Source organism: Gardnerella sp. DNF01144, assembly GCF_049244245.1.
Lineage (GTDB): Bacteria > Actinomycetota > Actinomycetes > Actinomycetales > Bifidobacteriaceae > Bifidobacterium > Bifidobacterium piotii.
On the sequence record NZ_CP058390.1, the window covers coordinates 969752 to 996026 of the forward strand.

Genomic DNA, 26275 nt, shown 5'->3' on the forward strand with positions numbered 1-26275 from the left:
TAATATGGTTGACTTTAGCAAATGGGCTGCTTTTACATCACAAAAAACTAATCGCTCGCTTGCAGGTTCGCGAGTGTTTATTGAAGATGAAAATAAAGAAAACAACAACATTAACATCAACAACATCAATAGCGACAACAATAGCAATGTGCAAAAATTCTTGCAAAATGCGCAATCTTGGGGAATAATTCCCGTAAATTCTAAGGAAGATGCTGATTTTTGCGTAAAAATATGCGCAAAAAACCTAGAGACCACTGTAGACGCGCCTAATTTAAGCGGAAAAGATGCCATTGACTACGCGCAAAGCCACATGCCAGTAATGCGCACGTTACTTAACAATTTACAAGAAAATGGCCTTAATCTAGAAGGCGTTAGAATAGCTGTTTGCCTTGTGCTAGAGCCAAAAACAGCCGTGCTACTGAGGGAGCTACACGCTCACGGAGCGATTGTTGGCGTTTTTTGCAGCCCAGACGAAACCGACCAGAGAGTGGCAGATCAACTTAAAAAAGAGGGCATTTTAGTGCAAGCAAACCGCGATTGGTCTCCTGAGCAAACGCACGAAGGCGCTCTAAAACTTCTAGACGAAATACAGCCAAACATAATAATCGACGATGGCGCAAGCTTTGCGCGCCTAGCAAGCCTAGAACGCCCACAAATCGCAGCAAATCTAATAGGCGTTGCCGAAGAAACAACAAGTGGAGTGCGCGCTTTTGAAGCAATGCAAAAAGCTGGGCACTTGCACTACCCCGTAATCGCAGTAAATAATAGCGCTCTAAAAACCGATTTTGACAATCGTCATGGAACTGGAGAAACATGCGTTACAACAATGCAACAAATTCTTGGAAGCGAATGCTTTGAAAACGCTAAAGTAACTGTTGTTGGATACGGACCAGTTGGCCGCGGATTTGCATTAAGAATACGCGCATTGGGTGCAAAAGTTACGATTTGCGACACAAATCCTGTTCAAGCTTTACGCGCAGTTTTCGACGGATTTGAAGCTAAAAATCTTGAATGCGCTGTTAAAGAAAGCAATATGATTGTTTCTGCAACAGGCGTTAGACACACGATTACATTGCAAAATATGCAAAACATGCAAGAAAACGCAATTTTGGCTGTTATTGGTGGAATTGCAAACGAGATTGCATTAGACGAAATCCCTGATTTTAAGCCAGTTGTTGGAACAGCACAAAGAAAAATCCAAGTTCCACTAGGTCCGCAGATCACGCTAATAAGCGAAGGAGACGGCACAAATTACACTACAGGCGGCGGAAATCCTATTGAGATTATGGACTTTAGTTTTGCTGTTCAAGTGAGCGCAGTTGCGTATTTGCTAGAGCACAATGGCAATAAAGACGGCAATAGCAATAAAAATGGCAATAAAAATAACGAAAATCGACTTGATTCTGGAATCTACCAATTGCCAGAAAGCTCCGATAATCAAATAGCAAGAATCGCACTAGAAAAACGCGGATATAGCGCAAGCGAAGCCAATAAAAACAACGGATATAAGTGGGATTTAACGCGATTTGCAGAAGAAGCAAACATTTAGCATAAATCAATTAACCAAAACATAATAAATCTGAGCAATAATAGAATAAATAAAGCAAAAATAGTACAACGTAATTCCTTAAGGAACACAATGCTTACAGACCCAATACGCAAACTTGCACACCCAACACCACTTAGCGAAGTCACACTATACAGTGCATCAATGGTTATTCCAGTAACGGGGCCAATAATCCCCGAAGGTGCCGTTGCTGTATCTAACGGACGCGTTGTGCACGTTGGAACGCGTCAATGGGTTCTTAATATTCTAAAAGACGAGATGCCAAGCGATTCTTATATGCAAATGTTTAGAAACGAGAAGCATTGGCACGGTCTTATGACGCCAGGTCTTATTAATGCACACACGCATTTGCAATACACAAATATGGCAAGCGTAGGACGCGGAGAATATAGAAATTTCCACGATTGGGAGCAAGGATTTAACGTTGTTTACGACAAGTTGCAAGAAGATAAACAAAAAAATCCATCGCTAACAACTTGGAAGACTTCTGCATACGAAGGCGCAAGAATGATGGTGGAATCTGGCACAACAGCAGCTGCCGACATTGTAACCGATATTGAAGCGGTTGGAGCGCTTGCAAGCCAGGGAATGCACGGAATTGCCTATTGGGAGGTAATGGGCTGGAAAAACGTTGATTGGAAGGAAGAAGGCTACGCTAAGCTGCTAGAAATGCTTGGGCAAATGATGAACAACGGCAGCATACCGAGTATAGGTATTAGCCCACATGCGCCTTATAGCCTAGAAACAGAGCCGTTTGTGGATTTGCCAGACATTGCGCGGCAGCTAAACATGCGCTTGCACATACACTTGGCCGAAACGCCGATGGAGGCAGGAAATCACGCAGATACGCTAACTACGTATTCTGCGCCAGATTGGAATAGCAATGTTTGGGAAAGCTATAGCGAACTTAAATCGCACGGAATGACGGCATCTGCAATTCAGTTTTTGGATCAGCTTGGGTCTTTGGGGCCAGACGTTCATATTGCGCACGGCGTTTGGGCGGATGGCGAAGACCGCAGGATTTTGCGCCAACGCGGAGTTGGAGTGGCACTTTGCCCAAGGTCCAATCGCATTACTGTTACAGAGAGAGACGCGCCAATTCGCGACTATATGGAAGAAGGAAACTTACTTGCGATTGGTACGGATTCCCTATCTTCTTCTCCATCTTTAGACGTTTTAGACGACGCTGCAAAAGTCTACGACTTAGCAACGGCACAGGGCTATAGAAAAGATGATTTAACGCATCGAATTATTCGCATGCTTACTTTAGGCGGCGCAAGCGTTATGGGCTTGCACGTAGGACCGCACAGAATTGGCCAAATTAATGCTGGAGCCACGGCCGACCTTGCATTCTTTAACATTCCAACAGACACAAGCTCGCCACAAGGAGTTGAAGAGACTTTGCATAATTTTGTTCGTCACGGCGCAGGTAGTGCAAAAGCAACAGTAATATCTGGAAATCTTGTGTACAATAATGGCGCTTTTGCGCAATAAGTCTTGACTAATAAGTCTCGCAAAATAAATCAGAAAATATCAGGAGATATTATGAGCATTAAATTAGAAGATATGAGCGATTACGCAAAAAATCTTGTTAAAGAATTGCACTTAGAAGCCCACCCAGAAGGCGGATGGTACGCTCGCGATTGGCAAGCATCTCAACTGTATAGCGCAAATAACAACGAAAACGCGAGCGCAAACTTAAGTGATACTAAAGTTGACGAAAACTCTAGTTCAAACGCTCCAAGGCCACTAGCATCGCTTATTTACTTTCTTTTACCAGCTGGCGATTCAAGCGCGTGGCATAAAGTTGACGCAGACGAGATTTGGCTTTGGCATGGGCCAGCAAATCTTACGATTGAGCTTGGCGGTTGTGGCGTAAATCCTTGCGCGGAGGCGGATTTGCAACGTTTTACGCTTGGAAACACTAAAGAACACAACGGCTTATCTACGCGCGGTCACCTTGTGATTCCTGCTGGAACATGGCAGCGAACCGTTCCTAGCAACGCAGACGTTCTAGTGTCTTGCGTTGTAAGCCCTGGTTTTACTTTTAGCGGATTTAATTTAGCGCCTAAAAACGAGTAAGCTATTTAACAAGCGCGTTCAAAACGCTCAAAGTCAAACTTGCAGCGCGATTTGCAGCAAGAACTAAATCGTCTTTATGCGCATCAAGCGATTCATAGGATTCTCCGCAACGATTACTCATTGCGCGAATCGCAAGGAATGGCACGCCATTTTTAGCTGCAATATGCGCCACTGCAGCGCCTTCCATCTCTTCGCAATCGCCAAAAACCTCTTCGCGAACTGCGTCTAGAATCTTTGGGTCTGTGTTAAATTGGTCGCTTGTTGCTATGTTTCCGCAAACGTATGCAACGCCATTTTCGCTCTTATTAGACGCGCTTTGCTTAAATCCCGCGGAAGAATCGCAAGCAGCCGAAGATGATTCTTGCAAAGACTTTTCAAGCCTAAAGCCTAATAACTTCGCTTGATTTGCCGCTAAATCGCATAATTTTGAATCCGATTCAAAAACGTCCTTATACGGAGAGCACTCGGCAATAATTTGCGTATTTGTTTCTAAATAGTGAAGATTCTTGCCTATAACAATGTCTCCAACATTAAGACGCGGATTTAATGCTCCTGCGATTCCGCTAAAAATCAACACTTGTGGCTTAGTTTCGATTATAAGCGCCTGAGCTGCTGCAGCTGCAGCACACTTTCCCATTCCAGCAATGCATATTGTAAGAACTGCTTTATTACATTTGTTATTAGACGCGATTTTACCTTGAATAAAAGTAACACCGTAATCTTGCCAAGACTTATATTCGCCACTAAAAGCTTGCAAAATAGGTTGAGCCTCTTTTTGAAGCGCCACTATAACAGCGAGATTTGAAAGATTGCTAAAATCGCCAGAATTACCGATTGAAAATTCCTTTTGCATAGTCTCCCCTAAAATAAGTTCGATAAATCTAATCTAATAAAATCTAACAAAATCAAATATAGTCAAACATAATCAAATACAACCAAATACAGTCAAATACTTATGACTCTAAAATCGTAAATACACGCCAAAACAACACAACACACCGCAACACACCGATTGTAACAGCCACTTAACATTTACAAAATTGAACATAAGTAGAGCAAATTTACGCCATTAAATCAACAAAATATAGCACGTTATAAACAATCACGATAACAATTCTGTAACAATTAAGCCTTAAATGCGTCTATCGTCTTATAAACTATCAAATGTACGGCCGCAAAACCTACTTAAATCGCTTAAAAAACGAATAAGCGAAAATTTTAAGGTTTTAGCAAAAACAAGGAGAAAAAATGGCTATTTTCGTACATAACAACTTGCACACTAACCGCGTAGCAATCGCAGCTACAAAAATCGCTGCAGCAGCATTAGCAATTGCATCAATGGTTAGCACAGCGGCATGCGGAAGCCAAAACGCACAAGATCCAAACCAAAAGACGATCACTCCAGGCGTTTTGACAATCGGCACAGCTCAGCCAACTTACACACCTTGGATGTACGATAACAAGCCAGAAAACGGCAAAGGATACGAATCCGCAGTAGCATACGCTGTTGCAAAGAAACTTGGCTACGGCAAAGACAAGGTTAAGTGGGTTCGCACAACCTTCGACTCCGCAGTAACTCCAGGCCCAAAGGACTTTGACTTTAACCTTCAACAGTTCTCTATTACCGAAGAACGCAAGAAGGCAGTAGACTTTTCGCCAAGCTACTACAACGCAACTCAAGGCGTTGTTGTTAAAAAAGACAGCAAGTTTGCTAACGCAAAGACTTTAGCAGATCTTAAAACCGCGCAGATTGGCGCAATGGTTGGAACAACAAGCTACAGCTTTGCTAAAGACAAGATTAAGAGCGATATTCAAACCTTTAACGATAACGACGCTTTGGTTCAGGCTCTTGACTCTAAGCAAATCGACGCACTTGTTATAGATACTCCATCTTCTGTGAACATTGTTCGCAGTAAGCAAGTTAAGGATGGTGTTGTTCTTGGACAGATTGCAGGATCGGAAGATAAGGAAGGAACTGGCCTTGTTCTTCCAAAAGGATCTAAGCTTACTGCAGACGTTACTAAGGCTGTGAATGCTCTAGAAAAAGATGGCACTTTGAAGAAGCTTCAAGAAAAGTGGCTTGCAGAGTACACAACTGATGTGCCAGTTCTTAAGTAAATTGATCTAAATTAAATCAAACAAAATAGATTAAAAATAGATCAAAATAAATAAAAATCGTACCAACGTCATTACCAATACGCATTATTGTAAGCAATTTGTAACCCAATCGTCACATAAAAGTGCTTACAATAGTGCGTATCATTCATTATGTCGAAAGGCTCAGGCTACCGCCAATGACAGTACTTAACGGCAGTACAACAGATTCTGCAAGCAACGAATCAAATAAGTTACTCACTAATGCGTCGTCACTATCTAGCGCTAATACGGCATTAGATGAAGGAACGTGCGCTTTAAGCAATATCGAGCTTGAGCGCAGAGCAATACGCAAAAAACAGAATCTTAAATCTGTTTTAACAAGCATAATAAGCACTTTAGTATTGCTTGGCGTGTGCATTGCGGCGCTTGCAATGAGCCCTGGTTGGCCAAGAGTGCGCGAAACGTTCTTTTCTGGCAAATACTTTATGCTATCTTTGCCATCTGTTTTGCAAGGCTTAATGCTTAATTTGCAAGTGCTTGTGTTTGCTGTAATAGGAGTTGCAATACTTGGAACTTTAATCGCAGTTATTCGCACAAGCGTAAGCCCAATGCTTTTCCCATTGCGCGCTATAGCGCAATTCTACACAACCATTATGCGCGGCATACCAATGCTTGTTGTGCTTTACTTAATCGGCTTCGGCATACCAGGATTGCAGCTTTTTGGGCGCATTCCACCAGCAATACTCGGCACAATCGCCATTGTTATGAGCTACTCCGCATACGTTGGAGAGGTATTGCGCGCAGGATTTGAAGACGTACACCCTTCTATGCGAGCATCCGCAAGATCACTCGGCTTAACATCTGGTCAAACTGTGCGATTAGTGGTAATTCCTCTTGGCTTAAGAAAAGTGGCTCCTGCATTAATGAACGACTTTATATCTATGCAAAAAGACGCAGGGCTTATATCTGTTTTGGGAGCTGTAGACGCAGTTCGAGCCGCTCAAATATCTGTTGCAACTTCTTATAACTTCACTCCATACGTTGTAGCAAGCGTTGTGTTTATAGCGCTAAGCATTCCGTTTATTGTTCTAAACGATTGGTATACAGCAAGACTTCGCAAGCGCGAGCTAAACGGAGGAACTGTGTGATGAGTAACGTAACAAATCAAAAGGTAAATCAACAAATGAGTGATTACACAAACACAAGCAATCAAACAAATGCAAGCGATAACACGGATTCAACCCCAGTTTTGCGCTTAAGCAATATTCGAAAATCGTATAACTCAACGCCTGTTCTTAAAGGTATTTCTTTTGATATTGCGCCTCACGAAGTGGTGGCTCTTTTAGGGCCTTCTGGAAGTGGCAAATCTACTCTTATGAAGTGCATTAATTTGCTTGAGCGAGTAGACGACGGTCAAGTTTGGCTTGGAAACACAGATATTACAGACCCACGCATAAATCAAGATCAAATTAGATCTCAAATCGGAGTTGTGTTCCAGCAATTCAATCTTTTTACGCATATGAGTGTTTTAGATAACGTAACTCTTGCTGCGCGAAAAGTTCATCATTGGAGCAAAGATCGCGCAGAAAGCCGCGCAATGGAGCTTCTATCTAGGATTAAGCTAGAAAATAAAGCAAAATCCTACCCAGATCAGCTTTCGGGCGGACAGCAGCAGCGAGTGGCGATTGCTCGCGCGCTTATGACAAGCCCACAACTTCTGCTTCTAGACGAGATTACTTCCGCGCTAGACCCAATGCTTGTTGGCGAAGTTCTAGACATGGTTGCAGAGCTAAAGCAGCAAGGAACAACCATTTTAATGGCCACTCACGAGATGCATTTTGCGCACGAAGCTGCCGACAGAGTAGTTTTGCTTAGAAACGGCGTTGTTGCAGAAAACGGCACGCCGTACGAAGTTATGGACGCTTGCAGCGACCCAGAAACGCAAAACTTCTTTAAATCATTCCGACACTAGCGCGCGCGTTTGCTCAACGTCTTTGCTAATAGCGTCTTTAAGCTGCTCTTGCGAGTCAAATGCTTGCTGAGGGCGCAAGAAGCGCGCAAACTCAATGCAAACCCTATGCCCGTATAAGTCTTGAATCTTATCTGTTAACGCATATGCTTCAACAGTTCGATTAGACGATTGCTCTTCTAGAGTATCGTCGTAAGCATCCGCGCTATTTGATGCGTTTGATACATTTGATGCGTCATCTTCAAAAGTAGGATTAGTGCCAACTGAAATCGCAGCCGCCCAACGCCAAGGCGAATGCAATCCAAGATGAAGCTCATCTTTACGCAAAACACCCACGCTAGGAATGTTTCTGCTATACGAAGCGCCATTTTGCTCGTCTGCGTCTAAATCAATGATCCAACCAGCATACACACCATCAACAGGAATATATCCGTCAATTCGCTCTCCAAGATTCACAGTTGGGAAGCCAATTTGATGGCCGCGACCAGCTCCGTGAACAACAACGCCTTCTACTCTATGAGGTTGGCCAAGAATATCTCCAGCATCTCGAACCCTACCATTTGCAAGCATCCATCGCACATTTGTAGAGCTCCAAGCACGAACCTTTTTATTCGGCATACCCTTGCTCCAAGCGCGATATTCCGCCTTATTCATGCCATCTGCAGGGTCTTTTGGCTCTCCGCCTTCTAAAGGAACCTCTGGAACAATCGGGTCTGGAACTCGAACATCTCCTGGCCCAAAATCATCTACAACAACAAGACTAAAAACGCCTGTAGCTTGAGAAAGCTCTTTAATAGCATGAACGTTTCCAGCTCTTTTAGCGCCCAAAGCTGCATCCGATCCCAAAACAAGCGCGCGCATGCCAAGCTTTCCAACTAGTTGCCCTAGGAAGAATCTGTACGATTTTGCAGCAAAAGCAAGGCTGTATCGAACTATAATAACGTGGTCAACGTCTAACTGCTGTAAAACTCTAAGCCGCTGGCGAACGCTTGTCAGCGCTTGCGAATCTACTGGAATTTGCGCGTCATCGCCAAAATCGTCGAATAAATCTGGATTTTCGTGCACAACGCTTGGACGAGGGTCAAACATTATAACAACCGAGAACGCGTTGTTTTTACGAGCAATCTCCACTGTTCGCTCAATAACTTTACGATGCCCAAGATGCATTCCGTCGAATACACCTATTGTAACAACTGACTTACGTTGAGCGCTCAACGTTGGCCAACTAATCATACCGTTGGCATCTGGTCGAATGTCTATGACCTTCATCATATCCTTACTGTTCGCAAGAGCCGCAAATATTGGTATCGCTTTATTTTAGACGCCACTTTGCCGCAACCCCATTTTCACACTAACATCTATTTTACCAGCAAACTAGCTTTGTACAAATACTACAATTGGTTTAGCTTCTATTTGATTTGTATTTTTTTCGATTTTTTCGTTTGTTGTTGTAATTTTGGCTTGAGATATAGAAACCGTTCTGCTTAAATCTGCGGTTGCTTGACGCTTTTGTGCGGTCTGCAAAACAGCAACAACGTCGTTTTGCTCATCTTTTGCGGCTTTTACGTATGCAATAGCGTTCTTTGTAGCGTCTTTTGCACTAATAGCAGAAATCGTGATTTTTCTGCCAAATCGCAAGTCTTTAGCTTGATTTTCACTTACTTCTACTGTTTGCATTGTTAATTTTGCAGATTCAAACATGCTTAGCAAGCGTTGATTAAGAGTGTTTTCTAGAGGCGACGAGGCTGGCAAAGCAGATGGCGAATCGCCAGCAGCTTGCGATTCGCATGAACCTTGCGAATAGTATAAATCGTCTAAAACAACCTTCGCGCGAGTTTGAGTCACGCCATTTTTGCTTGTAAATGTGCGAATAACACTTTTAAGCTTAAGCACGCGACTATCTTCTATAGAAAAATCGCCAATACGCGTTCTTCTAAGGCTAACTAAGTGTCCTCCAACTCCAAGAACACGCCCCAAATCGCGTGCTAGAGCGCGAATATACGTGCCACTAGAGCAAGAAACGCTTGCGCGCACATCAATAACTTTCGCGCCACTTACGCCCACACTAAAATGCGCATCCAGCAAAGAAAAATCGTAAATAAAAACTTCTCTAGGCTCTAAATGAACATCTTTACCTTCACGCGCTAAGTCGTAAGCACGAACGCCGTTTACTTTTATAGCAGAAAAAGATGTTGGCGTTTGCATAATCGAGCCAGTAAAATTCTTTGCTATTACAACGCGCAATTCTTTAAGAATTTCATCAATATTTGCAAAGTTTATAATGCCATTTTCATCATCCACGCTTGAAACAACATTTCCGTCTGCGTCATCCGTATTAGTTGACTCGCCAAGACGAATCACAGCTTCGTACGTTTTATTGTGACCAAGCAAATAGTTGAGCAAGCGCGTGGCGTTACCAAAGCCAAGAATCAGCAAGCCTGTTGCCATTGGGTCAAGAGTGCCAGCATGACCCACTCGTTTAGTGTGCAACAAGCCGCGTGCAAAAGATACAACATCGTGACTGGTAACGCCTTTTGGCTTATCTACTAGCAAAATGCCAGAAGATGGTACTTTGCTAGAAGATGGTAATTCAGGACTACTCATTGCCCTCGCTAAAATCGCTATTTACATCGCTATCAAAGTCGCCAGAATCCGCAGAGTCGCTAGAATCCGCAAAGTCGTCGTCTTCAAAGTCGCTGTCTTCGTCAAAATCCTCGTCGTCAAAATCCTCATCTTCACGAGGCTTTTTATACGGATCCGCTTCCCCAGCATATTGCGCTGTTTCTCGCGCTTTAGCTAGCTCCTCGTCACGCTTGCGAGCCGCAACCAAAATGTCTTCAATCTCGTGAGCTTCGCTAGGAACTTCATCGTAAACAAATTGGATTTGAGGCGTTAATCGCAAGCCTGCTTTAGCTCCAACTAAAGTGCGTAAGCGTCCCTTAGCCTGCTGCAAAGCCTGGTTTGCGCGCATACGCTCGCCCTGCTCTTTTCCAGCAGTACCAAGCTGCGTCCAATACACTTTAGCTATTTGCAAATCGTTAGTAACTCTCACTTCTGTAATCGTTACGTTAGCAAGTCGCTTATCGTGCAAATGCGATTCCATATTGGACGCAATCACTCTGTGAATCAAAGCCGCAATTCGCGCGGCTCTAGGGTTTGTTCCAGCCATATTATTTGCGCTCGATCTGCTTCATTTCAAAGGTTTCGATTACGTCGCCAAGCTCAATGTCGTTAAAGCTTCCAAGATTAATGCCTGCTTCGTAGCCTTCGCTAACGGATTGCACATCATCCTTAAACCTACGCAAAGTGGAGATTTCAAGATCATTAACAGTTGCAACACCGTTACGCAAAATACGGCACTTGGTTCCGCGCTTAACCTCACCATCTTGAACCATAACGCCAGCAATATTGCCAAACTTGGACGAGCGGAAGATTTCGCGAATCTCGGAATGAGATGTAACAACCTCTTCAAACTCTGGCTTAAGCATACCCTTCAAAGCAGCTTCAATATCTTCGATTGCCTTGTAAATAACAGAGTAGTACTTAACTTCCACGCCTTCGCGATCTGCCAAGTCTGCAACCTGGCGATTTGGACGCACGTTGAAGCCAATAATAACGGCCTTATCAACTGTTGCAAGGTTCACATCGTTTTGCGTAATCGCACCAACGCCGCGGTGAATAACCTGAATTCCAACTTCGTCGGAAACCTCAATCTTCATTAAGGAGTCTTCCAAAGCTTCAACGGAGCCAGAAGAATCACCCTTAATAACAATGTTGAGCATATCCACTTCGGACTTAGCAAACTGTTCCTTAAGGCTTTCAAGAGACACAACCTTACGACGCTTTGCAAGCTGAGCCGCACGCTCTGTAGCCTGGCGCTTTTCGGCAATTTGGCGAGCAGAACGATCGTCGGAAGTAACCAAGAACAAGTCGCCTGCAGTTGGAACAGAAGTCAAACCAAGCACCTGAACTGGCGTGGAAGGACCTGCCTCTTGCAAGTGGTTGCCATTTTCGTCGAGCATTGCGCGAACGCGACCATAAGACGTGCCTGCAACAATGGAATCTCCGACTTTAAGCGTACCTTGCTGAACAAGAACGGTTGCAACAGCACCGCGACCCTTATCCAAGCGAGCTTCAACAGTTGCGCCACGAGCATCCATGTTTGGATTCGCCTTAGGATCAAGCTCCGCATCTGTAGTCAAAAGAACAGCCTCAAGAAGCTTATCTACGTTGGTCCCCTGCTTTGCGGAAATATTCACAAACATGGTGTCACCGCCGTATTCTTCTGGCACAAGACCGTACTCTGTAAGCTGACCGCGAACCTTATCTGGGTTTGCTCCAGCAACATCAATCTTGTTTACTGCAACAACAATAGGCACGTGAGCAGCTTGAGCGTGGTTAATTGCTTCAACAGTCTGAGGCATAACGCCGTCGTCTGCTGCAACAACAAGAATTGCAACGTCTGTAAGCTCCGCACCACGAGCACGCATAGCTGTAAACGCTTCGTGGCCTGGGGTATCCAAGAACGTAATCTTGCGCTTGTCGCCATCTAAGGTGACTGTAACTTGGTAAGCGCCGATGCGCTGAGTAATACCGCCAGCTTCGCGCGCTACAACATTCGACTTACGGATTGTATCAAGCAAGCGAGTTTTACCGTGATCAACGTGGCCCATAACAGTAACAACTGGAGGGCGAGTTACAAGATTATCGTCTTCTTGAAGCTCTTCTTCGTCTAAGTCAATATCGAACTGCTGAAGAAGCTCTTTATCTTCTTCTTCTGCAGAAACAAGGCTAATATTCCAGCCGATTTCTTCGCCAAGAATCTGGAATGTTGTTTCATCCAAAGATTGCGTAGCTGTTGCCATCTCTCCAAGATGGAACAAAACAGTAACCAAAGCTGCTGGATTTACATCAATCTTTTCTGCCAAATCCGAAAGCGTTGCGCCTTGACGAAGGCGAATCGTAGCGCCGTTACCCGAAGGAATACGCACGCCGCCAATAACTGGTGCTTTAAGCTCTTCGTATTCCCTGCGCTTTGCAAGACGATTCTTACGAGCTTTAGAAGACTTTCCACCTTGGCGACCGAATGCACCTGCAGCTCCTGCGCGACCACGACCACCCCTGGATGGGCCTGCATTTGGAGCACCTGCAGCCGCTGCTTGGAAGCTTGCAGCTTGATTTGCGTTAAAGCGCGATTCTGCCGATGGGCGCGATCCTGCGCCACCATTGCCGCCGCCTGAACGATGCGAGCCTTGCCATTGGGAACGATTTGCTCCGTTACCACCATTGCCATTGCCGCCGCCTTGACGGTTTCCGCCGCGACCACCGCGACCGCGACCACCACCGTTGCCGCCGTTGCCATTGCCAGATCCTGGCTTTGAGCCACGAGCGTTCTCTGCAGCTGCGCCTGGGCGCGACATTGGGTGTGGGCGTGGAATGTCTCCAGGTGTAGGCGCGCGCATACCCTGCTTTCGACTAAACGGATTGTTTCCTGGACGAGGAGCGGCTCCCGAGCCAGAGCCTTGGTGTGGTCTAGGGCGTGGAGGCATTTGCGCAGAACGCTCTTGCTTAGCAGATTTAGATTCTACACCACCGCGCTTTTCCGCGCCGCGCTTTGAATCGCCAGACTTAGAAGAATTATTAGGCTTTGCGTTTCCAGCCGAAGGCTTAGGAGTTGCAGTGGTAGCAGCATGCGCATTAGAAGTCTTAGATTCGTGATTGTCATGCACTTTTTGCGCAGAATTCTGCTTTGCAAAAGACTTTTGTTCTGGCTTTTGATTAGCCTTCTTTTCTGCATTTTGACCATGAGATTCTGGCTTGCTATTAGACGCAGAATCCGCAGATTTATTAGATGCATGATCAACATTCTTAGACGCAGAAGGCTTCGATTCGCTCTTTGCAGCAGAATCCGCAGGCACAAATTCCGTCTTTAGACGACGCACTACAGGAGCTTCAACGGTTGAAGATGCGGACTTTACGAATTCGCCCATGCTCTTCAAACGTTCCAATACGGTTTTACTATCTACGCCAAATTCTTTGGCCAGTTCGTATACGCGCTTTTTTACCACTCAGTGTTCTCCTCAGTCTGTGGCAGCGTAAAACGAACGCAGCCACTTTATATTGTTATAAGATTCTTACTCTTATGCTTTTTATTTAGATATCTCATAATGCGATATCTCATCGTGTAACCATGATTTCAACCATGATTTTGTACCTCGTTCCCTAGGCAAAAAGCTGTTAATAAGCCCAGATTGCAGCTTTCAGCTTACTCGAAACGTTGGATTCTCGGGAGTGTCGCAAGTTTGCTAAATGCTAGCAAAAATCTTATTCCGCCGAATTAGAATCAGCGTTCATAGCTTCTTGCTTTTTAGCATGCTCTTCCGCAGACTCAATTCCAATCTTCCAACCAGTCAACTTTGCTGCAAGTCGCGCGTTCTGTCCCTCCTTGCCAATGGCAAGCGAAAGCTGAGAATCATGAATAAAAGCAACAGCAGTCTGACTTTTCTCACTAACAACATGAACTTCAGTTACTACTGCTGGAGACAATGCAGCGGAAACAAACTGTGCTGGATCTTGCGACCAATCAACAATATCGATTTTTTCTTGACCAAGATTTTCCAATACAGCACGAACGCGCGAACCACCAGGGCCAATCAAAGCACCCTTTGGATTAACGCCATCTGTGTTAGCGCGAACAGCAATCTTAGTGCGAGCGCCAGCTTCTCGAGCAATTGCCATAATCGAAACAGCTCCCGAAACAAGTTCTGGAACTTCTCGCTCAAAAAGTCTGCGAACAAGATCTGGGTGAGACCTAGAAACAACTATTTCTGGTCCGCGCAAGCCGCGAGCAACGTTTACAACATAAACGCGAATACGCTCGCCGTGACGATACCTTTCGCCAGGAACTTGCTCTCTTCTAGGCAAAATGGCTTCAACATCTCCAACAGCAACGTGAATATTAGAAGGATCTTTAGAATCCTGTTGCACAATGCCGTTAATAAGCTTTCCTTTTTGACCAGAAAAAGCTCCAAATACGCGGTCATCTTCCACTTTGCGGAAAAGCTGCGTAATAACTTGGCGAGCTGTTGCTGCAGCAAGACGTCCAAAATCTCTAGGCGTATCGTCATACTCCTCGCCCAAAGTAAATGCTGGGTGAGGATTATCTTCTGTAGGAACACCCGGAATCTCATCTCGTGCCCATACAGTAAAGCAGCCAGCACGCTCATCTAGCTCAACTCGAGCATGCCTTGCTGGGTGGGAAGTCTTCATGTATGCAAGACGCAAAGCCTCGGCGAGTGCCTCGTCCAGCTCATCGGCATTAATCCCCTGCTGAGCCGCAAGCTGATGCATTCCCGCCAAATCCAATTCCATCGTGCACGTCCTCCTGTGATTCATTTATAAATTTTCACTTATAAAATTAACTTATTCTTCTTTTATACGTTTTACGCATAACAAAACGCTAAAATCTAATTTTAACAAGTACGTAAAGCGCAAAATCTTATGACTATGATTAAAAATGTTAAGCATAAAATGTTAGACACAAGGCAAGCCAACATTGGTCACAGTCACGGACTATTTTAGTAGATTATGCAGACACGTTTTGTTTTGTCCTAAAGCCTTGCAAGGCGTGCAAAATATTATCAAACGCGTAGCAAAAGGTGTTCTAATGCGCAAAAAAAAGTTTGTTCTAGTATTTGCATCACTTATTGCTGTATTAATGGCTTTTAGCGCTTGCTCGGGATCAAGGCAATTTAATAACGTTAATAACACTGCGGTTCGTTCATCTAAAAGCAATAATGAGTGCTACCAGGTTTTACAAAGCGCAAAGCACAATCAAAAAATCGTAGATAAAAAAGAAGCAAACGTAACTAGAAACAACTTGCAAAATGCTGCGGATTCTTGGAAAAACGTTGCGGTACAATGCAACGCACGATTTGCTCAAGGCGTTGTTTTTAGCGCGCAAAACACTTGGAAATTGGCCAACTTAAGTCAAGGCAACGAAAGTGGAGCAGCGAACGCCTCTAAAATCGCAAATCAAATGGAATCAAGCGTTTACAAAAAATTGTATGACTTTGCAAATAGTACTAGTAACTTGTATTGGAATCACGACCCACTTGCAAAAGCGGCATTAGAACAAGACAAACTAGCTTTTATGTTACAAACTTTAGCTGCAAAAGATGTTGATAATGTTTCGTTAAGACAAAGCGATATTACAGCTACGATTGCTAACACGCTTATGCACTTTGCTTCAAGCGGAAGCGACTTGCGACAAAAAGTATACGAAATACCACAAAAGAATCTGGATTCTGGCGTTGCAAAAGACGAAGCTAGCGCAAAAGACTTGCCAATAGTTGCAATAGCGTATATGGATTGCGCGCGCGGAGAACTAGACGCGCTAAATCAAGCCATTTTCCCTACAAACAAAGACGGTAGCGTTAATAATAGCGCACTTTCTAGCAGAACAAATCAAGAGTTTATTGAGATTCTTGCAAACATTACTATTTCGCATATTATGAGCGCGTACGCGTATGGATACCCTAGCGATGTTTCTGCGATTTTTGAGCAATAGCCCACTACGATTTATTACACTACGATTTATGTAATGCGCTAAAACCTGCCTTGCACTTAGAGTGTAGTGTGATTGTACCGAATTTCGGCATTTTTTAATACAAACGCACTACAGTTCTGCGTGTTTTTGTAGTGCGATTGTATGACGACACGTCGTGTTTTAGGTACAATCGCACTACAGGACTACGTAAATGCAGTGATTAAAAATACGCAGAAGTTCTAGCTATTCAGAAGGTTTGATGTATTTCTCTACGAGCAATAAAAGAGGAGCATAGCGACGGGATTTGCGAGGAGAGAAATACTCAAACCTCGCGCAACATTAAGTATGAAATCACTCGCGTAAGTAAAAAGGGCTTCTAGCTAATCGCTAGAAACCCTGCTTGCGGATGAAGCGAGATTTGAACTCGCGGAGGGTGTAGCCCTCACACGCTTTCGAGGCGTGCTCCTTAGACCGCTCGGACATTCATCCTTTGCGCCAATCGCAAATACGCAAAACGCAAATGCAAAAAGAAACGCAACTTTTCAATTGTAAAACAACCCTAGAATATACAAGCGCATGGCGCGTTGAACTCACCCAAGCTCCTCGATCGTGCGCTTAGCACGAATCGCGTTTGCTCGCGCACCAAGCTCCTCGTCTTTAGGGTATTCAACATATTCCAAAGTCAAGCCATTTGCTGCAATCGGACCAGTAGATCCTTCTCGAATAGGATTTTCAATCTTATTTTTGAACCACTCAACAGAACGCTTTGCACGCCCAACTTGCACGCACGCTCCAACAAGCGAACGAACCATGTTATGCGCAAACGCGTCTGCAACAATAGTAAACTCAAGCAAACCGTTCTCAATGCAAGGAATTTTTCCAGTTGATTTAGATAAACAGCTCCCCACGCAAACGCGATTCCAAACAGCCTTTTTAACGCAGCGAATCGTAGTTCCACCAGGATTTGGCCGCGCAAAAGAGCCAAAATCGTGCAAACCAACAATCAAAGACGCCGCCTGATTCATGGCATCAACGTTTAAGTCGTAGTCAAGCTGCAACACAAAGCCACGCATGCGCGGATCCAAATTCGCGCGATTTGCCGCATCGTTAATCCTATACACGTATGTGCGATCCAACGCAGAAAAACGCGCATCAAAACCGCTTGGCGCAACGCTTACGCTATGAATCGAAATATCTTTAGGCAAAACACCACAAAGCCTATATTCCAATGCTTTTACAGGCGTAAGATTTGTGTGACCGACGCAATTTTGCAAAACGGATTCCGAAACGTCTAAATGACAAACTTGGTAAGATGCGTGAACGCCAGTATCTGTGCGGCCAGCAACGCTAAGGCGCAAAGGTTCGCTAGCATCGCTTTTATTCACGCGCAAAACCTTGTGCAATGCGTCTTCTAAAACACCTTGAACAGTGCGCAAAGTAGGCTGCTTTGCCCAACCATAAAAATCGCCGCCATCATACGCTAAATCCAAACGAAGACGCATTCAAAACCTTTCCAAACAGACCTACAAACAGACCTACAAACAAACTTACACTAGTTTTCCTTATCTGAAGGCACACTAGCGAGCGCAAAAGCACTCATAACGCTACGAATCAACTCATGTGTCTTTGAATCCATATGCATTGCAATCTTCAATAATGTAGGAACAACCTCCGACCAATGCGAAGACATCTCGTCGAAAGTCGAGTACCCTAAACTACTAAACATGCTGTAAACACTATCAATTCTGCGTTTTCGCTCTTCAAATGGCAAACTCATCATCCATTCGTTTGCAGCTTTAGAAACGGCCAGAGCGCGCGGAGTTACACAATCGCAGTAGTCAAAATCACCATCTTTAACTTGCCAATACATGCCAAAATGTTGCATTAATCCAATCGAATCAGCGGCTGTAACCTTATACGGCACTCCCGTATCCATAATCAATCCAATAAAAGCAGATTGCGGAACAACTTTTTCGATTCTGGAAACAACGCGAGAAAAAACCTTTGGATCAACAACATCCGAGCCAAAACTAGGGCCGTCCATTGAATAGATTTTACTAATATGGTTTCCAAGGCTTCGATCGTGCGCGTCTAATCGCATTGCCGCGTATGCAGCCATATTCCCGCCTTTTGAATGACCCACAACAAATATTTTAGGATTATCACTTAAATCGCAATCACTTAAATCGCAATCATTGCTATTTGTGTTATCGCTATTATCTAAATCACTATTCTTAAAATCACTCTTCTTATTAAACAAATTCGCAAAATAATCACCAACACTGCTAAAAATCCCACGAATACCGCCACTTTTGCAAGAATCTTTACACGCGCGCCTAGATATAGAGAGCAAATACTCCGCCGCCGACTCCTGCGCTGGCACTGGGCAGCGAAACGCCATGTTAAAGTCTTCCTTCCAGCCAACAAGCGTATTGTCTGTTCCCCTAAAAGCAACAACAAAGCAGCTAGACCCAATGCAATCTGTTAAATCAAAAGTAACAGCCGCAAATTGCTGTTCGCAAGAGTCATCAATATTCGACTCATCAAAACGTTCAAGAACCTCACCAACACGCATGCCCCTATAACGCGGGCTAGACTCAACAGCCAAAAGTAGATTCTTGCGAAACTCATCTACCTTAGTAGAACCAGAGCTAAACATTGAAGAAAAATCCTCGCCGCGAAGCAATTCACTTAAAGGAACGGTTGCTAGTGCGTTAGAATCGTCATTATACTTTGGAATCGATTCAGGCATGCAAATATACGCCAACTCGCATAAAATAAGCGAATCTACGGCGTTGAATTTTCGCTCTTTAAAGTTAGTAAAATCGTTATTCAGTAAATCGAGAATATTTGGCATAGTTCAATAGTAATTGATACCAGATATAGAAAAGATATGTCAGATATAAAAAACGGGCTGGAGATATCTCCAACCCGTTTAATAAACCTTTATACTTGCGATTAATCGCAAAAGATTTACTTACCGATGCATCAAGATGCTAATCTCAACTACTCGGCTGCTTCTTCTTTAGCAGCAACCTTAGTAGCAGACTCAGCTTCCTTAACAACAGCCTTCTTTGGGCTTACTGGCTCAACAACAAGCTCGATAATAGCCTGTGGAGCAGTATCACCACGACGAGGGGCCATCTTAACGATGCGAGTATAGCCACCTTCACGCTGCTTCATCTGCTCAGCAATCTGAGTGAAAAGCATGTGAACAACGGACTTATTGCGAATTACGCGCAACACGCGGCGGCGCGAATGCAAATCGCCACGCTTAGCGAATGTTACCAAACGCTCAGCAAGTGGACGAAGACGCTTTGCCTTTGGCAAAGTAGTCACAATACGACCGTGCTGGAAGAGGCTGGTAGCCATATTGGCCAGCATCAGGCGCTCATGCGCTGGGCTAGAAGCCAGACGAGGCCCTTGTTTCGGTGTAGGCATTATTACTCCTTATTGCCGCGGAATTCAGGTGGGCAAAAACCCGAACATCCAAAAACCGCGACGATTTGCGGTGGTTGTTTACTCGTCTTCTGGCGAGAAGAATGTGCCACCTTCGAGATTATTGGCGTCAAAGCCAAGCGGTGAAGGCTTAAGAGACAATCCCATGGATTGCAACTTTTCTTTAACCTCATCGATGGATTTCATGCCGAAATTACGAATATCGAGCAAATCCTGCTCAGTGTGAACTACCAGCTCACCAACTGTGTGGATTCCTTCACGCTTCAAGCAGTTGTAGCTGCGCTGCGTTAGGTTCAAATCCTCAATTGGAGTGGCCATTTGGGAATCAGCTTCCGCCATGACTGGAGCTGGACCAACTTCAACACCTTCAGCATCGACGTTAAGCTCACGGCAAAGACCGAAAAGCTCAACCAAAGTCGAACCTGCGGACGCAACCGCGTCGCGTGGTGTAATAGCTGGCTTAGTTTCCACATCCAGGATGAGCTTATCGAAGTCCGTGCGCTGTTCCACGCGGGTAGCTTCGACCTTATAGCTCACCTTCAAAACTGGCGAGTAGATCGAATCCACTGGAATGCGACCGATTTCGCTGTTTTCCTGCTTATTCATTTGAGCAGGCACGTAGCCACGACCACGCTCCACAGTGAACTCAATTTCGAGCTCGCCATCTTCAGCAAGTGTAGCGATATGCATCTGTGGGTTGGCAATAGTGACGCCAGCAGGAGGAGTAATATCTCCAGCTGTTGCCTCACCCTTGCCGCTCTTGCGTAGATACATCACTACTGGCTCGTCATACTCACTTGTAAGTACGATGCCCTTGATGTTCAGCAGGATTTCAGTGACATCCTCTTCAACACCTGGCAGAGTCGTGAACTCGTGTAAAGCACCAGAGATGCGTACCGAAGTAACGGCCGCACCTGGAATGGAGCTCAACAAGGTACGACGCAGCGAATTGCCGAGCGTGTATCCGAAACCTGGTTCCAACGGCTCAATAGTAAAGCGAGAACGCTGGGGATTCAGTGATTCCTCGGTAAGTGTTGGACGCTGTGCGATAAGCACTTTTGTATCCTTTCAGCTTCTGGTCGGTGGTGCACTCGCCGCCCATAAGCGGGTTGGATGGATGGATTCGTAAGAGTGCTCAGACGCGGCGACGCTTTGGTGGGCGAACGCCGTTATGCGCTTGTGGGGTGACGTCGGTAATAGAACCGACCTCAAGACCCGCGGACTGAAGGGAACGGATAGCGGTTTCGCGACCGGAACCTGGACCCTTAACAAACACGTCGACCTTTTTAAGGCCATGTTCCATTGCCTTACGAGCAGCAGACTCAGCGGCCATACCTGCAGCGTAAGGAGTCGACTTACGGGAACCCTTAAAGCCGACATCGCCACCGGAAGCCCAAGAGAGGACTGCACCCGATGGATCGGTGATGGAAATAATCGTGTTATTGAATGTTGATTTAATATGCGCCTGCCCAACCGGTACCGACTTGCGGTCCCGGCGACGCGGCTTGCGCGAGGCTTGCTTTGCAGCTGCCATTGACCCTCGTTTCCTATGACGAATTAGTTGGTATGTCTAGGCGATGAGAATTAACTCGTGGCCTAGAGCCGACCACCGACTATCGGGTGGCCTTCTTCTTCCCGGCGACAGTACGCTTTGGACCCTTACGAGTACGAGCATTAGTCTTAGTACGCTGACCACGCACAGGAAGACCCTTGCGATGACGCTGGCCTTGATAGCAGTTGATCTGAATCTTACGACGGATGTCAGCGTCGATTTCACGACGCAAATCGCCTTCAATCTTATAGTTGGCCTCAAGATAATCACGCAAAGTGATTAACTGTTCATCCGTAAGATCCTTGACGCGGGTATCCGGATTAACACCGGTCGCGGCAAGCGTTTCCTTAGCGCGAGTGCGACCTACACCAAAAATATAGGTGAGGGCAATCTCAATGCGCTTCTCATTGGGAATATCTACTCCGGCAAGACGTGCCATTGTAATTCCTTTACTATTACGCAGGTCGTGCACCAAGTCTCCCGCAATAATATCAATTATTTGCGGCCTGGGCCTGCGCACCCAGGGTTCAGCTTAAGCTGCGACTTAGCGCCTTATTCCTTTATATTCGCGGTGGAGATCCACTCAGCCCTGACGCTGCTTATGACGTGGGTTGATGCAAATCACCATGACGCGACCGTGACGGCGGATCACGCGGCAGTTTTCGCAGATCCTCTTCACGCTAGGGCTGACCTTCATGGTTTTCCTTTGCTTGTACCTTTACTTATAACGGTACGTAATACGTCCGCGGTTCAAATCGTAAGGACTCATCTCCAGCACAACACGATCTTGCGGAAGAATGCGAATGTAATTCTTACGCATTTTTCCCGAAATCGTCGCTAGTACGATGTGCTCGTTCTCAAGCTGAACGCGAAACATCGCGTTAGGTAGTGCTTCTACTACCGTGCCTTCGACTTCAATCACACCGTCTTTTGCCATGAGCCTCGTTCCGTTCCTTGGATATACTACTTTGCGCATCCGAAGACACGCCAATCTTCTATGATACAGTAAATGCGCCCAATACAACACTCGGCGTGTCGCAAGGGCGCATTATTAATATGAGAAAATCTAAATCTTAAATAAATCTCATACCAAGGATTCAACTATGCGATTGTTGATTTCGGCAATATCTCCAACACCATCAACTTCAACAAGTTGACCACGGCTTTCGTAAATATCCAGCAAAGGAGCTGTTTCCTTCTCGTAAGTTTCCAAACGCTTAGCAATAACTTCTGGAGTATCGTCGGAACGACCCTGCTCTACAGCACGCTTTTGCATACGCTCGAGCAAAACCTCACGCTCTGCTTCGAGAGCAACAACATGATCTAGTGGAGTACCAAGCTCTTCCAACATGCGATCAAGCGCCTGAACTTGAGAAGCGTTACGAGGGTAACCATCTAGAATCCAGCCATTCTTTGCATCATCTTGAGCAAGACGATCTTTAACAATGCTATTTGTTAATTCATCTGGAACAAGCTCTCCCTTATCGAGATAACCTTGAACCTTCTTGCCAAGCTCCGTTTTATTCTTTAAGTTGTAACGGAAAATATCGCCAGTAGAAATAGCAGGAATATTGTAATGCTCTGCAAGCAAAGCGGCTTGAGTGCCTTTACCTACTCCTTGCGGACCCATAATTAACAATCGCATATTAATCTCCTAGTTTTATGCCAATGCAAATCCAATGCAAATATTAAACAAAACCTATATGAAATACTACTTAGCAACCTGCTTATTATTGCTGTGATCAAACAGGAATCCAGCATACTGGAATTGCTCAGTTTGAGCCTTGGCTTGACGCAAAGTATCCAAACCAACACCAGCAATAATCAGAATTGTTGTACCACCAAATGGAAGCTTCATATTAAGATGCAAAGACATAATCAAAACCGTTGGAATCAAAGCCACAAACAGCAAGTAGATAGCACCAACTGTGTTAAGTCTATTCATAACGTAGCTAAGATAACGGCTTGTAGCACTACCAGCGCGAATGCCAGGAATAAATCCGCCGTATTCCTTCATGTTGTCTGCAGTCTCATCTGGATTAAAAGTAATCTCGGTATAGAAGAAGCAGAAGAACACAATCATAACGGTGTACAACGCTATGTACCAAACAGAAGTAGAGTTTGCTAAATTGGCATTAATCCAACGCACCCAATCCTTACGACTATCTCCAAATTGAGCAAGAAGTGTTGGAATAGCAAGAATCGAAGACGCAAAGATTGGTGGAATAACGCCACTCATATTCACCTTAAGAGGCAAGTATGTGGAAGAGCCGCCATACATCTTGCGACCAATCATTCGACGCGTGTACTGAACAGGAATTCTACGCTGAGCAAGCTCCACAAAGTCAACGAAAATAAGAATCACAAGGAAAACGCCAGCAACAATGGAGAACTTAGTCCAATCTCCATTAAGGCCATTCGTACCCCAACCGATTTCCCACAACTTTGGAAGGAATCCAGAGCAGATAGACATAAAGATTAATACAGACATACCCTGGCCAATACCCTTATCTGTAATAAGCTCTGCCATCCACATTATGAGGCCAGTGCCACCAGTCATGATTAAGACCATTACAATAAGGCTCCACATAGAACCGTCTGGAATAACTTGGCCGCATTGATAGTTAAATAGCGCGCCAGAACGAGCCGTAACCAAAATGGTAGTTGATTGCAAAACAGCCAAACCGATGGTTAAGTAACGGGTGTACTGAGTAAGCTTTGTTTCTCCAGATTGACCTTCTTTGTGAAGAGCCTCAAAGCGTGGAATCACAACTCTAAGCAACTGAATAACAATGGACGCCGTAATGTATGGCATAACGCCCAATGCAAAAATCGAAAGCTGCAAAAGAGAACCGCCAGAGAACAGATTCACCAACCCAATAAAGTTCTCGCTAGAAGAAGCCAGCTTAGCGGTGCAAGCTCGAATAACTTTGTAGTCAACTCCAGGAATCGGAATAAATGAGCCGATTCGGTAGATAATAATCATTGCGAAGACGAAGAGGATCTTATTCCTCAACTCCTTCGTCTTGAAGGCCTGGATTAACGTTTTCACCTGGGTCTTCCTCCCTTTTTTGCGCTACGATCTAGGCGCACCAGTAAAAAAACAAACTCTGAGGCAATAGTTTATATCACGGTACATACTGAAACAATAATTGAGTGAGTTTTGCAATAAAATAATCCCCCCAGCGCAAACTAGGGGGATTATTAAACAGTTAAATCACTGCGTTAATTAGCATTACTAGCTTAAGTATTACTACTTATTACTACTCTTCGCTAACAGAGCCACCAGCAGCTTCGATCTTGGCTTTAGCGGATGCAGAAGCCTTAACTCCCTTAAGAGTCAAAGCAACCTTAAGATCGCCATCGCCCAAAACCTTAACTGGGTAACCATCACGCACAGCGCCCTTAACTACCAAATCAGCAACAGTGACTTCACCACCCTTTGGGAAGAGTTCTGCAAGGGCTGCAACATTAACAACCTGGAACTCCTTCTTGAATGGGCTCTTAAAGCCACGAAGCTTAGGCAAGCGCATGTAAAGTGGAAGCTGGCCGCCTTCAAAGCCTGGACGAACTTGGTAACGCTTCTTCGTACCTTTGTCTCCACGACCCGAAGTTTTACCCTTAGAGCCTTCACCACGACCCACGCGGATGCGATCCTTCTTAGCTCCTGGAGCTGGACGCAACGTGTGCATGTGCAACATTGGTTCTTCATTAGCCATAATCAGTCAACCTCCTCAACGCTCAGCAAGTGGCGAACGGCCATAACCAAGCCACGATTGACTGAATTGTCCTCGCGAACAACGCTTTGACCAATCTTGTGAAGGCCAAGAGTCTTAACGTTAGCGCGCTGACGCTCGGTGGAATGAACCAAACCGTGCACCAGAGTGATCTTTAAGTTAGCCATCACTCACCATCCTTTGCCTGGGCAGCCTTAGCAGCCTGAGCTTCTTCACGAGCCTTGCGTGCTTCGGCAATGCCAGCAGCGCGCTCACGAAGCAATGCGTCTGGTGCAACTTCCTCGAGGGAAAGTCCACGACGAGCGCAAATTTCTTCTGGCTCTTCAAGCTTCTTCAAAGCATCCACAGTAGCGCGAACCACGTTAACAGCGGTTGCGGAGCCCATGGACTTGGTGAGGATATCGGTAATGCCAGCGCACTCCATAACAGCACGCACAGCGCCACCAGCGATTACACCAGTACCTGGAGCAGCTGGACGAAGCAAAACTGTACCAGCAGCATCGTGACCCAACACAGGGTGAGTCACGGTACCACGAATGCGTGGAACAGTAAACATATGCTTCTTAGCGTCAAGCTGACCCTTAGCGATAGCTGCTGGAACTTCGCGAGACTTACCGTAACCAACACCAACAGTGCCCTTACCGTCGCCAACAACAACAAGTGCTGCAAAGCTAAAGGTACGGCCACCCTTGTGGGTCTTGGAAACACGGTTAATAGTAACTACGCGATCCAAAAGCTCTTCGCCGCGGTTTTCTTCACGACGGCTACGACGTTCGCTACGCTTACCTTCGCCCTTAGAACGACGGGAACGACGATCGTCGGTACGCTCCTCAGCGGATGCCTGAGTGTTCTGAGTTTCTTCAGCCACTTGGGTTTCCTTTTCGTTATCGCTCACAGTGCTAGACCTCCCTGACGGGCGCCTTCAGCTACGGCTGCGACGCGACCATGATACTTATTACCGCCACGATCGAAGATAACAGCGGTGATTCCCGCTTCCTTCGCCTTGGCTGCGATTAACTCGCCAACCTTGGTAGCAGCTTCAGTCTTCGTACCAGTAAAACCAGCGAAGTCAGAAGTCAAGGTGGAAGCGCTTACAAGGGTAAGACCCTTAGTGTCATCCACAATCTGAGCAACCATGTGACGGTTAGAACGAGAAACTACCAAACGTGGGCGCTCTGGAGTGCCAGAGATGCGCTTACGAAGGCGGGCGTGACGACGCAAACGTGCGACTTTGGTACCCTTACCGAAAATCTTAACGCTCATA

General features: G+C 45.3%; 27 protein-coding genes and 1 tRNA gene. 7 read left to right on the forward strand and 21 right to left on the reverse strand.

What is annotated here, in order from left to right; genetic code table 11:
- Positions 1–4: 4 nt before the first annotated feature.
- The 3 genes from HXT36_RS03885 to HXT36_RS03895 all read left to right on the forward strand — a co-directional run bounded on the left by HXT36_RS03885 (position 5) and on the right by HXT36_RS03895 (position 3649).
- Positions 5–1549, forward strand: a complete 1545-nt coding sequence (locus HXT36_RS03885) for an adenosylhomocysteinase (protein WP_050567868.1) — start codon at positions 5–7, stop codon at positions 1547–1549.
- A 90-nt stretch (positions 1550–1639) separates the two neighbouring features.
- Positions 1640–3061, forward strand: coding sequence for an amidohydrolase family protein (locus tag HXT36_RS03890; RefSeq protein ID WP_421778612.1), 1422 nt, complete (start codon positions 1640–1642; stop codon positions 3059–3061).
- Positions 3062–3112: 51 nt separating this feature from the next.
- Positions 3113–3649, forward strand: coding sequence for a cupin domain-containing protein (locus tag HXT36_RS03895; protein WP_018642959.1), 537 nt, complete (start codon positions 3113–3115; stop codon positions 3647–3649).
- A 1-nt stretch (position 3650) separates the two neighbouring features.
- On the opposite strand, the gene HXT36_RS03900 is transcribed toward HXT36_RS03895, so the two are convergent.
- Entirely contained in the window at positions 3651–4502 is an 852-nt protein-coding gene (locus tag HXT36_RS03900; protein WP_421778613.1) for a 5'-methylthioadenosine/S-adenosylhomocysteine nucleosidase, read from the reverse strand.
- Positions 4503–4897: 395 nt separating this feature from the next.
- On the opposite strand from HXT36_RS03900, the gene HXT36_RS03905 reads away from it, so the two are divergent.
- From HXT36_RS03905 to HXT36_RS03915, 3 genes are all read left to right on the forward strand, one after another.
- The gene (locus HXT36_RS03905) at positions 4898–5767 is read left to right on the forward strand and encodes an ABC transporter substrate-binding protein (RefSeq protein ID WP_115761519.1); all 870 of its coding nucleotides are present in this window, start codon (positions 4898–4900) and stop codon (positions 5765–5767) included.
- Positions 5768–5943: 176 nt separating this feature from the next.
- A complete protein-coding gene (locus HXT36_RS03910) occupies positions 5944–6894 on the forward strand; it encodes an amino acid ABC transporter permease (protein WP_004131717.1) in 951 nt (316 codons plus the stop codon).
- Positions 6894–7718: an amino acid ABC transporter ATP-binding protein gene (locus HXT36_RS03915; RefSeq protein ID WP_004133426.1), complete on the forward strand. Its 825-nt coding sequence runs from the start codon at positions 6894–6896 to the stop codon at positions 7716–7718. Before HXT36_RS03910 ends, HXT36_RS03915 begins: the two co-directional genes overlap by 1 nt.
- Here HXT36_RS03915 and ribF read toward each other — a convergent pair.
- The 5 genes from ribF to nusA all read right to left on the reverse strand — a co-directional run bounded on the left by ribF (position 7704) and on the right by nusA (position 15086).
- Positions 7704–8984, reverse strand: a complete 1281-nt coding sequence (gene ribF / locus HXT36_RS03920; RefSeq protein ID WP_172535018.1) for a bifunctional riboflavin kinase/FMN adenylyltransferase — start codon at positions 8982–8984, stop codon at positions 7704–7706. The two genes, HXT36_RS03915 and ribF, sit on opposite strands and share 15 nt — an antisense overlap.
- Positions 8985–9089: 105 nt before the next feature.
- Positions 9090–10319: a tRNA pseudouridine(55) synthase TruB gene (truB, locus tag HXT36_RS03925; protein ID WP_421778614.1), complete on the reverse strand. Its 1230-nt coding sequence runs from the start codon at positions 10317–10319 to the stop codon at positions 9090–9092.
- Positions 10312–10884 (reverse strand): 30S ribosome-binding factor RbfA, encoded by a 573-nt coding sequence (rbfA, locus tag HXT36_RS03930; protein ID WP_016796780.1) that lies wholly within the window; start codon positions 10882–10884, stop codon positions 10312–10314. Before rbfA ends, truB begins: the two co-directional genes overlap by 8 nt.
- Before the next feature lies 1 nt (position 10885).
- Positions 10886–13783, reverse strand: coding sequence for a translation initiation factor IF-2 (gene infB / locus HXT36_RS03935; RefSeq protein ID WP_116438208.1), 2898 nt, complete (start codon positions 13781–13783; stop codon positions 10886–10888).
- A gap of 256 nt (positions 13784–14039) precedes the next feature.
- A complete protein-coding gene (nusA, locus tag HXT36_RS03940; protein WP_004131711.1) occupies positions 14040–15086 on the reverse strand; it encodes a transcription termination factor NusA in 1047 nt (348 codons plus the stop codon).
- Positions 15087–15342: 256 nt separating this feature from the next.
- Here nusA and HXT36_RS03945 point away from each other — a divergent pair, with 256 nt between their 5' ends.
- Positions 15343–16284, forward strand: coding sequence for a hypothetical protein (locus HXT36_RS03945; RefSeq protein WP_421778615.1), 942 nt, complete (start codon positions 15343–15345; stop codon positions 16282–16284).
- Between the two features lie 382 nt (positions 16285–16666).
- Here the strand turns inward: HXT36_RS03945 and HXT36_RS03950 are convergent.
- From HXT36_RS03950 to rplR, 15 genes are all read right to left on the reverse strand, one after another.
- Positions 16667–16752 (reverse strand) — tRNA-Ser (locus HXT36_RS03950).
- 101 nt (positions 16753–16853) lie between these two features.
- Complete coding sequence (gene truA, locus HXT36_RS03955) at positions 16854–17765, reverse strand: tRNA pseudouridine(38-40) synthase TruA (protein WP_421778616.1); 912 nt, start codon at positions 17763–17765, stop codon at positions 16854–16856.
- Between the two features lie 50 nt (positions 17766–17815).
- The gene (locus tag HXT36_RS03960) at positions 17816–19120 is read right to left on the reverse strand and encodes an Mbeg1-like protein (RefSeq protein ID WP_421778617.1); all 1305 of its coding nucleotides are present in this window, start codon (positions 19118–19120) and stop codon (positions 17816–17818) included.
- Between the two features lie 149 nt (positions 19121–19269).
- The gene (gene rplQ, locus HXT36_RS03965; RefSeq protein ID WP_004131707.1) at positions 19270–19704 is read right to left on the reverse strand and encodes a 50S ribosomal protein L17; all 435 of its coding nucleotides are present in this window, start codon (positions 19702–19704) and stop codon (positions 19270–19272) included.
- A gap of 78 nt (positions 19705–19782) precedes the next feature.
- Positions 19783–20778, reverse strand: coding sequence for a DNA-directed RNA polymerase subunit alpha (locus tag HXT36_RS03970; RefSeq protein ID WP_004131706.1), 996 nt, complete (start codon positions 20776–20778; stop codon positions 19783–19785).
- Positions 20779–20857: 79 nt separating this feature from the next.
- Positions 20858–21256 carry a 30S ribosomal protein S11 gene (rpsK, locus tag HXT36_RS03975; RefSeq protein ID WP_004105468.1) on the reverse strand — a complete coding sequence of 133 codons (399 nt, stop codon included), beginning with the start codon at positions 21254–21256 and terminating at the stop codon, positions 20858–20860.
- 79 nt (positions 21257–21335) lie between these two features.
- The gene (gene rpsM, locus HXT36_RS03980) at positions 21336–21713 is read right to left on the reverse strand and encodes a 30S ribosomal protein S13 (RefSeq protein WP_004105472.1); all 378 of its coding nucleotides are present in this window, start codon (positions 21711–21713) and stop codon (positions 21336–21338) included.
- A gap of 144 nt (positions 21714–21857) precedes the next feature.
- Positions 21858–21971, reverse strand: a complete 114-nt coding sequence (gene rpmJ, locus HXT36_RS03985; protein ID WP_003842636.1) for a 50S ribosomal protein L36 — start codon at positions 21969–21971, stop codon at positions 21858–21860.
- Between the two features lie 21 nt (positions 21972–21992).
- The gene (gene infA, locus HXT36_RS03990; RefSeq protein ID WP_004105485.1) at positions 21993–22211 is read right to left on the reverse strand and encodes a translation initiation factor IF-1; all 219 of its coding nucleotides are present in this window, start codon (positions 22209–22211) and stop codon (positions 21993–21995) included.
- Positions 22212–22358: 147 nt separating this feature from the next.
- Positions 22359–22919 (reverse strand): adenylate kinase, encoded by a 561-nt coding sequence (locus tag HXT36_RS03995; RefSeq protein ID WP_004131705.1) that lies wholly within the window; start codon positions 22917–22919, stop codon positions 22359–22361.
- A 66-nt stretch (positions 22920–22985) separates the two neighbouring features.
- Complete coding sequence (gene secY / locus HXT36_RS04000) at positions 22986–24326, reverse strand: preprotein translocase subunit SecY (RefSeq protein ID WP_004131704.1); 1341 nt, start codon at positions 24324–24326, stop codon at positions 22986–22988.
- A 211-nt stretch (positions 24327–24537) separates the two neighbouring features.
- The gene (gene rplO, locus HXT36_RS04005) at positions 24538–24993 is read right to left on the reverse strand and encodes a 50S ribosomal protein L15 (protein ID WP_004131703.1); all 456 of its coding nucleotides are present in this window, start codon (positions 24991–24993) and stop codon (positions 24538–24540) included.
- 2 nt (positions 24994–24995) lie between these two features.
- Positions 24996–25178 carry a 50S ribosomal protein L30 gene (gene rpmD / locus HXT36_RS04010; protein ID WP_004131702.1) on the reverse strand — a complete coding sequence of 61 codons (183 nt, stop codon included), beginning with the start codon at positions 25176–25178 and terminating at the stop codon, positions 24996–24998.
- Positions 25178–25906, reverse strand: a complete 729-nt coding sequence (rpsE, locus tag HXT36_RS04015; RefSeq protein WP_004131701.1) for a 30S ribosomal protein S5 — start codon at positions 25904–25906, stop codon at positions 25178–25180. Before rpsE ends, rpmD begins: the two co-directional genes overlap by 1 nt.
- Positions 25903–26274: a 50S ribosomal protein L18 gene (gene rplR / locus HXT36_RS04020; protein ID WP_004114376.1), complete on the reverse strand. Its 372-nt coding sequence runs from the start codon at positions 26272–26274 to the stop codon at positions 25903–25905. The genes rpsE and rplR overlap by 4 nt, the downstream gene beginning before the upstream one ends.
- Position 26275: the final 1 nt, after the last annotated feature.